Here is a 13,286-nt window from a genome sequence, read left to right as displayed (position 1 = left end):
AACCGGGAGCCGCGAGCCGGCTGTCACCTTAGAGTGGTTTGGTGTCGTTTGCCGGAAAGTCCGCGTACCGCCGTCGAGGCGTCTGGGTGGCCGCCGCCATCGTCGTACCCGCGCTGTTGGTGACCGCGCTGCTGGTGGGTCAGGCGCTGACCCCCGGCGCGGCCCCGGACAGACGGATCGCGGCAGCCGACCCGACTCCGAGCAGTGCCGAGCAGAGCCCGGAGGAGTCGGTCCTCCCGGCCGCGCCCGCCCCGGCCGGGCTGCCGGTCGTCGACTACGACCCCGCGCCCGGAGGCTTCCCCGCCGATCCGGCCACCATGGACACCACGCCGCTGGCCGAGGGCGCGCACCCGACCAGGCGGATCGCCGCGTACGACGCGCCCGGCGGCCGTCCGCGCGCCTTCCTCGAACCCACGATCAGCGGTGTCGACCTGACCATGCCGATCGCCGACCGGCGTGCCGGCTGGACGGCCGTCCTGCTGCCCTCCGCCAATCGTCGCCTCGCCTGGCTGCCTCCCGGCGGGTTCGACACCGTGGCGCTGCGCGACCAGATCGTTGTGGAACGCAAGGTCCACCGGCTCACCTGGTACCGGGCCGGCACGGCGGTGCGCTCCTGGGAGGTCAGCCTCGGCCAGTCGGGGCAGGAGACTCCGCTGGGGCGGACGTTCGTCCTGGGCCGGACCCCGCCGCCCGAGGAGGTCTACGGCGGGGTGGACATCTACGCCCTCGGCTCGGTGCCCGACGACCCCGAGTCGGTGCCGGCCGGGCTGCGTGGCGCCCACATCGGGGTGCACACCTGGTACAACGACGACGAGCTGGGTGAGAACACCACGAACGGCTGTATCCGGCTGACCCGCAGCGGTCAGCGGGAGTTGCTGGCCGAGGTCCGGCCCGGCAGCAGCGTGGTGGTCGTCGACAAGCTGCCCACCCCGCCCCCGACCGCCTGACCGGCGGTTGTCACTCGCCGAGCAGCCAGCCGTTCTGCTCGGCGACCCGGATCGCCTCGGCCCGGTTGCGCGCACCGGTCTTGCCGATCGCCGCCGAGAGGTGGTTGCGCACTGTCCCCTCGGACAGGTGCAGCGCCCCGGCCAGATCGGCGACAGTGCCGCCGCCGCGCGCGGTCCGCAACACCTCGGTCTCCCGGTCGGTCAGCGGGCTCACCCCGGCAGCCAGGGTCTCGGCGGCCAGCGCCGGGTCGACAACCCGCAGACCGGCGTGCACCCGGCGGACCGCGTCGGCGAGTTGCCGGGCCGGGGTGTCCTTGACCACGAAGCCGCTCGCGCCGGCCTCCATGGCCCGACGCAGGTAGCCGGGCCGACCGAAGGTGGTCACCACCAGCACCCGGCAGGTCGGCAGCGCGGTTCGCAACGCGGCGGCGGCGGCGATCCCGTCCAGGCCGGGCATCTCCACGTCCAGCAGGGCGACGTCGGGGTTGCTGCGGCGGGCCGCGGCGACCACCTCGTCGCCCCGGCCGACCTCGGCCACCACGCTGAGGTCCTCCTCCAGCGAGAGCAACGCGGCCAGCGCGCCCCGGACCAGCGCCTGGTCGTCGGCGAGCAGCAACCGGATCGGCGGGGAGTCGCCGCTCACCGGGCCTCCGCCGGGGCGTGCACCCGGAGCAGGAAGCCGCTCCCGTCCGGCCGGCGACCGACGCTGAGCGCGGCGTCCAACTCCCGCGCCCGCTCACGGAGGCCGACGAGCCCGTACCCACCGGCGTCGGGAGTGGACGGACCCCGCCCGTCGTCGCTCACCTCGACCCGATCCGGGTGTACCCGGACCGTGCAGCACCGCGCCCCGCTGTGCCGGACCACGTTCGTCACCCCTTCCCGCACCGCCCACCCGAACAACCGGTCCCACTCGTCCGGCAGCGCCGGCACCTCGGCCGGCAGGTCCGCCGCGATGCCCGCCGCGGCCAGCGCGGAGCGGGCGCCGGCCAGCTCCGCGACGAGGGTGACCTCGCGGTACGCCCCGACCGTCTGCCGTACGTCGGACAGCGCCGCGCGGGCCAGTGCCTCCACCTCGGCGATCTCGACGGCCGCGCGCGCACGGTCCACCTCGATGAGCCGGCCCGCCAACTCGGCCTTGATCGCCACCACTGTCAACGAGTGCCCCAGAATGTCGTGCAGGTCCCGGGCGGCGCGGGCCCGCTCCTCGGCGACCGCGAGTCGGCTGATCTCCCGCTGGGCAGCCCGGAGTTCGCTGTTGCGCTGCGCCAGCCGGGACACCCCGAACATGGCGAACGAGGCGAGCAGGACCGCGAAGGTGACGGTGCTCTCCCCCGTCCAGGTCGGCACCAGCCAAGCCCCCACCAGTGGAATCAGCGCGCAGAGCGCCACGATGATCAGTGCCTGCGCCGCGGACAGCAGGAACACCGCGGACGCGGCCACGAACACCAGCGTGGCCGTCCAGTCCCCGGCGGTGCCCGGGATGCTGGCCAGACCCAGCACCGCCAGGCCGGTCAGCGCGATCCCAGCCCGGCGTGGGGGGATCGGTTGAAGGTGCTCACGCAGCTGACGGGCCCACTGGAACAGCAGCACGTAGCCGAGACCGAAGGCGATCAGGGTGGCGACGCCGACCACCCGCCGCCACGGCTGCGGCTGGTGCAGTGCGGTGGAGAGCGGCACATTGAGGAAGAACAGCCACACCGCGGCCAGCAGCCACCCGGTGAACCGCCATCGGCGGCTCACCGGTCGGGGCTGACCCGTCAGGGAGTCCATCGGGTTCACGCTAGCCGTCGCGCGGGGGTCAGACCCGCGCGGTGTCCCGGCGGAACAGCCGGGCCGCACCGACACCGAAGAGCAGCGCCCAGCCGACGAGGTTGACCACCGCCGCCACACTCACCCCCTCGCCGGTAAGCGGGGCGCGGGCCAGCACACCCATGCCGTACACCGGGGTGAACTTCGCGACCTGCTGGAGCACCTCCGGCAGCACCTCGACCGGGACGAACAGGCCGCCGAACATGGCCAGCACGGCCAGGATCGGGCCGATGAACTGCATGACGTTCTCGGCCGGCACCAGGTAACCGATGAACAGGCCGAACGCGGCGAAGACCAGCGAGCCGAGCCAGGCGGCGAGCCCGGACAACAGCCAGACGTACGCGGGGATGCGCACACCGGCCGCCGCGCCCACCAGGAACTCGACGACGACGGCGAGCAGGCCGAGGGTCATCGCGGTGACCAGCTTCGTGGCCACGTACGCGGTCGGGCGCAGCGGGGTGAGCCGCAGCTGACGGCTCCAACCCAGTGCCCGCTCGGTGGCGACCGCGCCGCCCGCGCTGGTGGTCGCCACCATGGCCGCGTACACCGCCAGGCTGATCATGACGTACGCGGTGACCGGGCGGCCGTTGTCCAGCGACTGCCCGCCCTGCGGCAGGCCGAAGATGAGGAAGAAGACGCCCGGCATGATCAGCGTGAAGGCGAGGGTGCGGCGGTTACGCAGCACCCGGCGCAGCTCGATGAGCAGGACACCCGGAGCGAACCCGCCCAGGGCGGGCAGCCGACGGTCCGGCTCGACGGCACGGGTGGGGGTGGGGGTGACGGTGGTCATCTCAGGCTCCGCTCTGCGCGGTGGTCAGGGCGAGGAAGGCGTCCTCGAGGTTGCGGGAGGTGATCTCCACGTCCCGGGCGTCGGTCCGGGTGAGCAGGTGTCGGGCGATCGCGTCCGAGTCGCCGGTGCGCACCAGCACGCTGTCGCCGCGTACCTCCACGGCGTCGACGCCGGGCAGCGCGGCCAGCGCGGCCTGGTCGGCGCCCGGCAGCGTGGCCCGGACCGTGCGGCCGGCGGCCAGGTTCTTGATCTCCGCGGTGGTGCCGTCGGCCACGATCCGCCCCTGCCGGACCAGCACGATCCGGTCGGCGTACGCGTCGGCCTCGTCCAGGTAGTGGGTGGCGAAGATGACGGTGCGGCCGGCCCGCGCGTCGCGGCGCAGGGCCTGCCAGAAGTCCCGTCGACCCTCGACGTCCATGCCGGTGGTCGGCTCGTCGAGCACCATCAGATCCGGGTCGGGCAACAGGGCCAGCGCGAAGCGCAGCCGCTGCTGCTGCCCGCCGGAGCACCGCCCGACGACCCGCCCGGCGATGTCGGCGATACCGGCCCGCTCCAGCACCTCGGCCGTCGGGCGGGTGTGCCGGTAGAAGTGCGCGCTCATCTCGACCGTCTCGCCGACGGTGAGGTCCTTGAGCAGGCCGCCGGTCTGGAGCACGGCGGCGACCCGGCCCCGGGCCACCGCGTTGTCCGGGGTGCCGCCGAGGACGCGGACGGTGCCAGCGTCCGGGCGGGCCAAACCGAGCAGCATGTCGATGGTGGTGGTCTTGCCCGCCCCGTTGGGGCCGAGGAACGCCACCACCTCGCCGGGCTGCACCCGCAGGCTCAGCCCGTCGACAGCGGTGACCGCGCCGAAGGTCTTGGTGAGGCCGCTCAACTCGACGGCCGGATGCGTACTGGTCATGTCACTCATGCTCCGGCGGCGCGTACCCCGATGCCCGGAGCGGTCGTCACGTCCCGACCGTGACATTTGTCAGGGGCCTGGGTGGCACGCAGAGTGACCGGCGTGCGAGCGAGCACCACGGCGAGCGTGATGCCCCTGAGTCATCAATATGCCCCTGTGTCATCACGCTCTCTGCCACGTCCGCCCCGTGCGAGGCACGACGAGGCGAGCGCCGGCGGAGGAATTCCCGGCGCGGCAGCGGGTAACCGCCGGGCCGGACGCCGCGACACCGGGAGGATGCGATGGGTGCCACGCCGCAGGGCCAGGTCGACACGATCGTGCTGATCCACGGGCTCTGGATGACCCCGCGCAGCTGGCAGGGGTGGGCCGAGCGGTACACCGCGCGCGGCATGCACGTCATCGCCCCGGCCTGGCCCGGGATGGACCGGTCCGTGGAGGAGTTGCGTGACAACCCCGCCCCCATCGCCGAGCAGAGCATGGCCACTATCGTCGCGCACTACGACAGGATCATCCGGGCGTTGCCGCGACCACCGATCATCATGGGCCACTCGTTCGGCGGCCTGTTCGCCCAGGTCCTCGCCGACCGGGGGCTCGGCGCGGCGGTGGTGGGCGTGCATCCCGCGGCGGTGAAGGGGGTGCTCAAGGTGCCGCTGAGTCAGTTGCGCTCCGGCTTCCCGATCCTGCGCAGCCCCGCCAACCGGAGCAGGGCCGTGCCGTTCACCCCCGACGACTTCGCCTACACCTTCGGCAACACGATGAGCCGTGCCGACTCCGACCGGGCCTATCAACGCTACGCCGTCCCCGGCGCCGGCCGGGTGTTCTTCGAGGGCGCGTTCGCCAACGTCGACCCGCGCTCACCCGCCCGGGTCGACACCGCCCGCGACGACCGCGCGCCCCTGCTGCTGCTGGCCGGCGGGGCGGACCACGTGGTGCCGGCGTCGGTGGTCCGCGCCAACGCGGGGCTCTACCAGAAGTCCCGGGCGCTCACCGCGTACCAGGAGTTTCCCGGCCGGTCGCACTTCACCGTCGGGCAGGACGGCTGGGAGGAGGTCGCCGACTACGCGCTGGACTGGGCGGTACGCGCGGCAGCCCTGCCCCGGGAGGCGACAATCGCCAGTGAGGCACCCCGCCGCTGACCTCGCCCGTAAGAAGATCACCGATTCCAACGCCACAGTCGCTCGTCTTTATGCCACCGCGACAGTCGCCCGTCTTTAGTGGAGGCACGACACACAACGCTTCACTGACAGCTCCGGGTCAGGCATCCGGGAAAGGACCGTGACCATGGAATCGGCTTCGGTACGGGGTATCGCCCGACGGCGACTGGTTAGCTGGGGCGGGCTCGCTGCCGCAGGTGTGGTCACGGCCGGCGCCCCGTTGCTGAGCGCCGGGATCGGCCATGCCGACTCGATCCCAACTGGCTCGTCCGGACACGGCCGGATCCCGTCGGACACCCTGCCCGGCGGAACCTTCGACCGGTACGTGGCGCGGCTGGCCGCCGAGGGCAGGTTCTCCGGCGTGGTGCTGCTGTCGCACCGGGGCCGGACGGTGCTGTCCCGCAGCTACGGTATGGCCGACAAGGAGAGGGGAATCCGCAACCACGAGGGCACCGCGTTCAACCTCTCTTCAGCGAGCCAGCCCTTCCTGGCCGTGGCCGTCCTGCAGTTGGTACAGCAGGGCAGGGTGGCGCTGTCGGACACGGTGGGCAAACACCTGGCGGGCGTTCTGGAGGAGATCGCCGAGAAGGTGACCATCCACCATCTCCTCACCAGCACCTCCGGGGTGGACGCCCCGATGCCGGACTGGCAACGCGTCTTCCACAGCCGGGAGGAGGTGCACGAGAACGAGAGGCAGTGGATCCGGCAGGCAACGCTGGCGGGCATCCCCGGCTCGGGGTCCAATGGCCACCTACCCGGCGGGGGTGTGGGCCTGGCGATGGCCGCGCAGATCGTGGAGGCCGTATCCGGCATGACGTTCTGGGACTACGTGCACGAGCACATCTTCCGGCGCTGCGGCATGAAAGGCTCGGCGTTCTACACCAGGGACCAGTGGCTCACCGACAGGCACATCGCGCACCCGTACATGCGGCAGGCCGACGGCAGCCTGGTGGACGCAGTCCGTAATCTGGACAAGGGCAGCGTGTTCCCGCCCATCGAGGGCCGGAATCCGGGCCGCAGCTTCATCGGCTACTCCTCGGGTGACGGCTTCGCTACCGCGCCGGACCTGGTTCGGTTCGCGGAAGGGCTGCGCGACGGCACGGTGCTGGCCCGGCCCTACGCGGACCTGTTCGCCGGGGCCAAGCTCCCTGGCCCGGAACCCGCGTCGTTCCACGGGTACACGATGCCGCTCAGCATCAGCAACGGCCAGTGGGTGTTCGGGCGCGGCGGCGCGGGTGCCGGCATCGGCGCCAACTGGAGCATCTACCCGAACACCGGTTGGGTGGGCATCGTCCTCAGCAACGACGACAACGTGCAGCTACAGGACATCCTGCTGCGGCAGGAGGCGGCCATCACCGGCGCATCGGTCAACCCGCCGCCCGGCGGCGGCGGCTGAGGCGCGGGCACGGGCGGGTGTTGCGGAGGCGGTGCTTGGAGCGTGTCGTTCGGCCGGTCGGCTCAGTCGGGTTCGGCATGGGCGGGCCCGACTGGGGTATCCGGGTGCGATGAGGGCCAGTTTCCGACTCGGTCGGGTCGCGGGGGTGCCGGTCGGCGTCAACTGGAGCGTTCTGGTCATCTTCGCGTTGATCGCGTGGGGTCTGGCCGCGAACCAGTTCCCCCGCTCGTACCCGGATCGCTCGCCCGTGGCGTACACCCTCGCGGGGTTGGCCGCGGCGGTGGTCTTCTTCGTCGGCCTGCTCGCCCACGAGGTGTCGCACGCGGTGGTGGCCAAGCGCAACGGGCTGAAGGTCGACGGCATCACGCTGTGGCTGTTCGGCGGGGTGGCCGAGTTGCGGGGCGAGCCGCGCGACCCGGGCGCGGAGCTACGGATCGCCGGGGTCGGCCCACTGGTCAGTCTGCTGCTCGGGGCGTTCTTCGGCGCGATCGCCGCGCTGCTCGCGCTGGCCGGGCAGGACGGGCTGCTCTTCGGGGCGGTGGCGTGGCTGGCCGGCATCAACGTCCTGCTGGCGATCTTCAACGTGCTGCCGGCCGCGCCGCTGGACGGTGGCCGGTTGCTGCGCGCCGCGGTGTGGAAGGCGACCGGTGACCGGACCAGAGCGTCGGTGGTCGCCGCGCGGGCGGGCTGGGTGCTGGGCGTCCTGCTGATCGGTCTGGGGTTGTGGCAGTTCCTGTCCGGGGTTGGTTTCGGTGGGCTCTGGCTGGCCCTGATCGGTTGGTTCCTGATCGGGGCCGCCGGGATGGAGGAGCGGCAGGCCCGCACCGGCAGCGCACTGCGCGGTGTGCGGGTGGGTGACGTCATGATCCCGCAGCCGCAGACCGCCTCGGCGGAGATGACAGTCGCCGACTTCGTCGACCACTACCTGTTCGCGTACCGGCATTCGGCGCTGCCACTCACCGAGGAGGGCCGGCCGACCGGCCTGGTCACCGTCGACCGGGTGCGCGGTGTGCCGGCCGAAGTGGCCACGGACGGTCGACTGGTCGGAATAGTCTCCCCCAGCGACATCAGCCGAGCCGTCCAACGCAGCACCCTGCGCACCCCGGCCACCTCCCGTTGATCATGAGGTTAGCGGGGCGATTCGCCAAGCTGGACCCCGTCAACCTCATGATCAACGGGGGTCTGCGGAGGGTCGGCATGGTCGTGGAGGATCAGCGGGGGAAGTAGTGGTTCAGCAGGTCGGTGTGGAACTTTCCGGTTGGGTCTAGGTGGCGCAGCAGGGCGGCGAAGTCGGTGTGGCGCGGGTAGCGGGTGGCCAGCTCTTTCGGGTCGGTGACGAAGACCTTGCCCCAGTGAGGGCGGGGTGCGAAGGGCGCCAGGCGTTCCTCCACCGCGGCCACCACCGGCAGTACGGCGGCGGTGTCGTCGATCCAGGTGAAGTGCACGACGAAGCTGTCCCGTTGGTAGTTCGGGCTGAGCCACAGCTCGTCCGCCGCGACAGTCCGCAACTCGCACACCAGCAGCACCGGCGCGATCAGGTGTGCCACCTCGTCCAGCGCGGCGAGCGCGTCGGCCGCCGCCGTACGCGGCACGTGGTATTCGGACTGCAACTCGTCGCCGCTGCTCGGGGTGGAGCCGAGCTTGAAGTGTGGCAGCCGCTCGTGCCACGGGCCCGGCTCGCCGAGCTGCGGAGTGCAGTTCTCCGGCGCCATGCCGAGCACCGGGTGCCGGGGCGCGGTGGCGGGGGTGGTGCCGAGCCAGTCCGCCGGGGGCGGCGGCTGGTCGGCCACCTGCTTGCGCCACACCTCACGCAGCCGGGGTGCCTGCCAATCGGTGAAGACACTCACGCTGTACGCCGAGTCGAGCGCCTCGTCCAACGCGTCCCGGCCGAGGTCGAGCGACACGTACTGGCGCAGCTCGTAGGCCGGCACCAGGTCCAGCGTGACCCGGGTGACCACGCCGAGCGCGCCGAGACCGACAACCATGCCGGCGAACGTGTCCGGGTCGGTCTGGCGGTCGACCCGCAGCAGGTCGCCGTCGGCGGTGACCAACTCCAGGGCGGCGACCGCGGTGGCCAGGTTGCCGTGGGTCGGACCGGAGCCGTGGGTGGCGGTGGCCACCGCGCCGGCCACCGAGATGTGCGGCAGCGAGGCGAGGTTGGCCAGCGCGTACCCCTGGGTGTGCAGCTGTCGGGCGACGTCGCCGTAGCGCATCGCGCCGCTCACTGTGGCCTGCCCGCGCTCGCGGTCCACCTCGACGACCGGGGGCAGCCCGGCGAGGGTGACCAGGTCGCCGTCGGTGTCGCCGAAGCGGTTGAAGGAGTGCCCGCTGCCCACCGCCCGGACCCGGGTGCTGCCGGCGACGAGGCGGCGCAGTTCGTCGGTGGAGGTCGGCCGGTGGAACGCCCGAGCGGCGTACCGCACGTTGCCGGCCCAGTTGCGGCGCGGAACCTCGGGTGCGGTGGCCGGGGTGGCGTGCTGTCCGTGCGCGATCACGTTGCGGTCTCCCGATCGGTGGACTGGTGGTCGGCCAACGCGGCGACGAGGGCGTCCAGAACCGTATCCGTCTGGAACGTGTGGTAGCCACGTTGGGCGATCGGCAGACCGGCCGCGCTGGCGCGTTCGATCTCACCTCGGGCCGCCTGTCGGGTCGGCGCGTCCCCGGCCAGCAGGGCGTCCTGACCACGGCGGATCAACCTGTCGACCCGGTCCATCTGATAGCCCCGCAGGCCCACCGGCAGGTCCGGGTCGGCGAAGGCGGCTCGGCGCAGCGCCAGCAGGTCGACGAAACGGTCACCGGCGTACTGGGTGAGCGCGGCGGCCACCTGGTCGGGCTGCTCACGGACCTGGTCGAGGACGAGCAACTCGATGGCGGGGCGACCGTCGACCGGGTGGCGGGCGGTCACCGGCTCCAGCGACACACCCGGCACGGGCACCAGCAGCAGCCGCGGCGGCCTCCGGTAGCCGTCGCGGCGGGGCGGCTCGTCCAGGACCAACGCGTCGACCTCGGCCCACCGGATGTGCCGGCGCAGGCCGGGCCGTCGGATGGTGAGCCCCTCGGCGCCGATTCCGAACCGGAACGGTCGCAGCGCGCTGACCAGGGCCACGACGCCGAGCGCGACGGCACCCCCCGCGATGATCGTCCGTAGCGGGGCGCCGTCGCTGGGATAGACCAACAGCAACACCCCACCTAGTACGCACACCAGAGCGAGCGCACGGGCCCCCCGATTCCGGCGCAGTTCCACGCTCGGACCCCCGTTCATGACCGTGGCGTCGGTTCCCGCATCCTCCGCCAAACCGCCCACCGAGGACACCGGTCGATCGGGCACGGTTGTTCTCGTCATCGCCGGGGAACCCTACGCCCATGAGCAGCTACCGCGATCCGGCCCCACGGGGCGATGTGTTCCCCTCCGAGGAGGAGCTGGACCCGACCGGCAGCGGCGTCGAGCCGGCCAGCACGCCGCCAACCGGCGGGTTGCCCGGCCATCCGTCGCCCACGCCCGGTCCCCGCCCCACGCCGGCGCCCGCACCGGCCCCGACTCCGGTGCCAGCGCCCGGCCCCGCACCGCGCGCGCCAGGCGCCGGGCCACAGTCGATCGTGACCCGGCACCTGGACGGCTCGGTGGAGGTGGTCACCGACCTCGACGGCGACGGCGTCGCCGACGTCGTGCAGATCGACGTGGACGGCGACGGGATCGCCGACATCACCTATGTGGACAGTGATCGGGACGGACGGCTGGACACCGTGCTGGGTGCGGCGGACCTGCCCGGGACGGGCGTGGGCGCCCACCGCCGCGCCTGACCACCAGCAGCACGTCGACTCGTCGACTCAGAGCTTCGCCATCACCTCGTGGGCGACCAGTTCGAGGTGTTCCAGGTCGCCGAGGTCCAGCACCTGGAGGTAGAGCCGCTGGCTGCCGATCTCCGCGTACCGGCCGATGGTGTCCAGGACCTCGCCGGGCGTCCCGGCCAGGCCGTTGACCCGCAACTCGTCCGGCTGGCGGCCGATGGCGGCGGCCCGACGAGCCACCTCGGCGTCGTCGCGTCCGCAGCACAGCACCAGGGCGTTGGACCACACCATCTCGGCCGGGTCCCGACCGATCTCCGCGCACGCGGCGCGGACCCTGTCGAACTGGGCCGCCGTGTCCGGCACCGAGGCGAACGGCAGGTTGAACTCGTCGGCGTAGCGGGCGGCCAGCCTGGGGGTGCGCTTCGGGCCCGTCCCGCCGAGCAGGATCGGCGGGCGCGGCTGCTGCACGGGCTTCGGCAGCGCTGGCGAGTCCCGGACCGGGTAGTACCGCCCGTCGTGCTCGTAGCGCTGCCCCGGCGGCGTGGACCAGAGCCCGGTGATGACCGCGAGCTGCTCCTCCAGCCTGTCGAACCGCTCGGCCAGGGGCGGGAACGGGATGCCGTACGCGCTGTGTTCCTCGGCGTACCAGCCGGTGCCGATGCCCAACTCGACGCGGCCGCCGCTCATCTGGTCGACCTGCGCCACGGTGATCGCCAGTGGGCCGGGCAGCCGGAAGGTGGCCGCGGTCATCAACGTGCCGAGCCGGATGCGGCTGGTGTCCCGGGCCAGGCCAGCCAGTGTGGTCCACGCGTCGGTGGGGCCGGGCTCGCCTGTCACGTCGCCCATCTTGAGGTAGTGGTCGGACCGGAAGAACGCACCGTAGCCGGCGTCCTCGGCGCAGCGGGTGACGGCGAGCAACTGGTCGTAGCTGGCGCCCTGCTGGGGTTCGGTGAAGATCCGCAATTCCATGATCCGAGCATAGGGTCCCCCGGTCGGCCCGGTCGGCAGTCACACCGACCGGGCCGCCCAAGCCGCTGACTCAGGCGTACGGCGGGGTGGCGTAGGCGGACCGCAGCGCGGCCAGCCCGGTCGCCTTCGGGGTCAGCGTGCCCCACCCGGAGTTGAAGTAGTTGGTGCGGGCGATCGGCGGTCCACCCTCGGCGTTGAGCTGGGCGATGGCCGCCGGCACAGTGGCGATCCAGGCGGCCTGGTTGGGGATCTCGGCCACCCGCACCCCCCACTCGGCGATGAGCACCCGGCGGGACAGCGCCACCGGACCGAGGTCGGCCACCGCCCAGTCCTTGGTACGGCGGAACCGGGCCAACGCGGTGTGACTGGCGTTGATGCCGTAGACGTTCCACTGGAGGAAGTCCAGACGGGTCATCAGCGACTCCGGGTGGACGCGCTGGAAGCAGGCCCTGTCGAAGCCGGCGATGCCGACCGAGAAGGTCGTGCCGCCGGGCAGCGTCCGCGCCTTGAACCAGGTGAGGATGTAGTTGATCGCCTGCACCGCGCGGGCGTCGGACTGCGCCCAGGTGTACGCGACACCGGCCTCGGTGGTGCCGAACTCGTGGTCGGTGTCCAGTTCGGACGTGAGTTGGATGTTCACGCCGAAGCCGAGCGTCCGATACTGCGCCAGCGCGCGGGCGAACAGCCCGTCACACTGCCCGCTGATCACCTGTCCGTACCCGTACGCCTTCGGCCAGGTGCTGCTGGGGCGCTGCTGGATGGTCATCGACGGCGCCGGCACGGTGTAGGTGGTGCCGTCCACGGTGAAGGTCTGCGGGCCGGTGTCCGCGGCACCGTAGTGCTTGAGTTCCAACACCATGTTGATCTGTACCCCCGTCTTGCCCAGGGTGATCAGCCAGGGCCGGTTGTAGCCGGGGAAGGTGTAGCCGTCGGCGAAGCTGCGGTACTGGGTCAGTGAGCGGAAGTTGCCGCCGGCCATGTCGGCGGTCGGGTCGGCACCACCGGAGAGGTAGTAGCCGCCGAGCACCGGTTGGCTACCCACGATGTAGTCGGCGGTGGCCGTCGCGGTGTTGCCGGCCGTGTCGCGCACCTGGACGGTGACGCGGGGCATCACGCCACCGCCCGGTACACGGCGACGGCGCCGTTGTCGGAGACCCGGGTCCAGATACGCCCGGAGTTGTCGGTCACGGTCAGGGTGAGCGGGTCGATGACCGCGGTGACCTTGACGGGTGCGCTGCTGTTGCCCTGCGCGTCGGTGACCACGATGGTGACTGTCAACGGCTTGGTGTCGGTGTCGGCGTAGGTGACTGTCAGGAGCATCTGGTCGCCCGGCGAGTAGGCCGGCGCGGTCAGGGTCGCGGTTGCGGTGGGAGCGGCCATGGAAATGCCTCTCTGAAATAGGTCGCCGGGCCCGGACGGCATTGAGCGACGCCGGACCGGCGTGACGCACAGAAGTGCGAGAGGGAAGACGGGACACCGGCCCGGTCGACGCGGCCATGCGGCGGCGTCGGCGGTGATGACGTCCCTGTCC

At 72.1% G+C, this 13,286-nt stretch carries 14 protein-coding genes; 5 read left to right on the top strand and 9 right to left on the bottom strand.

Going from position 1 to position 13,286, the window contains the following annotated elements:
* The first annotated feature begins 41 nt into the window (after nucleotides 1-41).
* Nucleotides 42-947: a L,D-transpeptidase gene (locus AB0A95_RS00490; protein WP_357553423.1), complete on the top strand. Its 906-nt coding sequence runs from the start codon at nucleotides 42-44 to the stop codon at nucleotides 945-947.
* Between the two features lie 10 nt (nucleotides 948-957).
* Here the strand turns inward: AB0A95_RS00490 and AB0A95_RS00485 are convergent, their stop codons facing one another.
* The 4 genes from AB0A95_RS00485 to AB0A95_RS00470 are packed head-to-tail and all read right to left on the bottom strand — an operon-like array spanning nucleotide 958 to nucleotide 4,447.
* The gene (locus AB0A95_RS00485) at nucleotides 958-1,590 is read right to left on the bottom strand and encodes a response regulator transcription factor (RefSeq protein WP_357553422.1); all 633 of its coding nucleotides are present in this window, start codon (nucleotides 1,588-1,590) and stop codon (nucleotides 958-960) included.
* Nucleotides 1,587-2,717, bottom strand: coding sequence for a histidine kinase (locus AB0A95_RS00480; RefSeq protein ID WP_357553421.1), 1,131 nt, complete (start codon nucleotides 2,715-2,717; stop codon nucleotides 1,587-1,589). The genes AB0A95_RS00485 and AB0A95_RS00480 overlap by 4 nt, the downstream gene beginning before the upstream one ends.
* Nucleotides 2,718-2,745: 28 nt before the next feature.
* Nucleotides 2,746-3,546: an ABC transporter permease gene (locus tag AB0A95_RS00475; RefSeq protein ID WP_357553420.1), complete on the bottom strand. Its 801-nt coding sequence runs from the start codon at nucleotides 3,544-3,546 to the stop codon at nucleotides 2,746-2,748.
* A gap of 1 nt (nucleotide 3,547) precedes the next feature.
* Complete coding sequence (locus tag AB0A95_RS00470) at nucleotides 3,548-4,447, bottom strand: ABC transporter ATP-binding protein (RefSeq protein ID WP_357553418.1); 900 nt, start codon at nucleotides 4,445-4,447, stop codon at nucleotides 3,548-3,550.
* A 281-nt stretch (nucleotides 4,448-4,728) separates the two neighbouring features.
* On the opposite strand from AB0A95_RS00470, the gene AB0A95_RS00465 reads away from it, so the two are divergent.
* From AB0A95_RS00465 to AB0A95_RS00455, 3 genes are all read left to right on the top strand, one after another.
* Entirely contained in the window at nucleotides 4,729-5,583 is an 855-nt protein-coding gene (locus AB0A95_RS00465; RefSeq protein WP_357553416.1) for an alpha/beta hydrolase, read from the top strand.
* 145 nt (nucleotides 5,584-5,728) lie between these two features.
* Nucleotides 5,729-6,997, top strand: coding sequence for a serine hydrolase domain-containing protein (locus AB0A95_RS00460; RefSeq protein WP_357553414.1), 1,269 nt, complete (start codon nucleotides 5,729-5,731; stop codon nucleotides 6,995-6,997).
* A gap of 109 nt (nucleotides 6,998-7,106) precedes the next feature.
* Nucleotides 7,107-8,117, top strand: coding sequence for a site-2 protease family protein (locus AB0A95_RS00455; protein WP_357553413.1), 1,011 nt, complete (start codon nucleotides 7,107-7,109; stop codon nucleotides 8,115-8,117).
* Between the two features lie 91 nt (nucleotides 8,118-8,208).
* Here the strand turns inward: AB0A95_RS00455 and AB0A95_RS00450 are convergent, their stop codons facing one another.
* Nucleotides 8,209-9,492, bottom strand: a complete 1,284-nt coding sequence (locus AB0A95_RS00450; protein WP_357553411.1) for an FAD-binding protein — start codon at nucleotides 9,490-9,492, stop codon at nucleotides 8,209-8,211.
* Nucleotides 9,489-10,259 carry a hypothetical protein gene (locus tag AB0A95_RS00445; RefSeq protein WP_357553409.1) on the bottom strand — a complete coding sequence of 257 codons (771 nt, stop codon included), beginning with the start codon at nucleotides 10,257-10,259 and terminating at the stop codon, nucleotides 9,489-9,491. Before AB0A95_RS00445 ends, AB0A95_RS00450 begins: the two co-directional genes overlap by 4 nt.
* Nucleotides 10,260-10,360: 101 nt before the next feature.
* On the opposite strand from AB0A95_RS00445, the gene AB0A95_RS00440 reads away from it, so the two are divergent.
* Nucleotides 10,361-10,798 carry a hypothetical protein gene (locus tag AB0A95_RS00440; protein ID WP_357553407.1) on the top strand — a complete coding sequence of 146 codons (438 nt, stop codon included), beginning with the start codon at nucleotides 10,361-10,363 and terminating at the stop codon, nucleotides 10,796-10,798.
* A gap of 27 nt (nucleotides 10,799-10,825) precedes the next feature.
* On the opposite strand, the gene AB0A95_RS00435 is transcribed toward AB0A95_RS00440, so the two are convergent.
* The 3 genes from AB0A95_RS00435 to AB0A95_RS00425 form a co-directional block, all read right to left on the bottom strand.
* Nucleotides 10,826-11,755 carry an LLM class F420-dependent oxidoreductase gene (locus AB0A95_RS00435; RefSeq protein WP_357553406.1) on the bottom strand — a complete coding sequence of 310 codons (930 nt, stop codon included), beginning with the start codon at nucleotides 11,753-11,755 and terminating at the stop codon, nucleotides 10,826-10,828.
* Between the two features lie 70 nt (nucleotides 11,756-11,825).
* Entirely contained in the window at nucleotides 11,826-12,866 is a 1,041-nt protein-coding gene (locus AB0A95_RS00430; protein WP_357553404.1) for a hypothetical protein, read from the bottom strand.
* Complete coding sequence (locus tag AB0A95_RS00425) at nucleotides 12,866-13,135, bottom strand: hypothetical protein (protein WP_357553402.1); 270 nt, start codon at nucleotides 13,133-13,135, stop codon at nucleotides 12,866-12,868. The genes AB0A95_RS00430 and AB0A95_RS00425 overlap by 1 nt, the downstream gene beginning before the upstream one ends.
* Between the last annotated feature and the right edge of the window lie 151 nt (nucleotides 13,136-13,286).

This window comes from Micromonospora sp. NPDC049230, from assembly GCF_040647875.1.
Taxonomy (GTDB): domain Bacteria; phylum Actinomycetota; class Actinomycetes; order Mycobacteriales; family Micromonosporaceae; genus Micromonospora.
The sequence above is the reverse complement of the archived record's forward strand: the minus strand, read 5'-3'. Positions and strand labels throughout refer to the sequence as shown.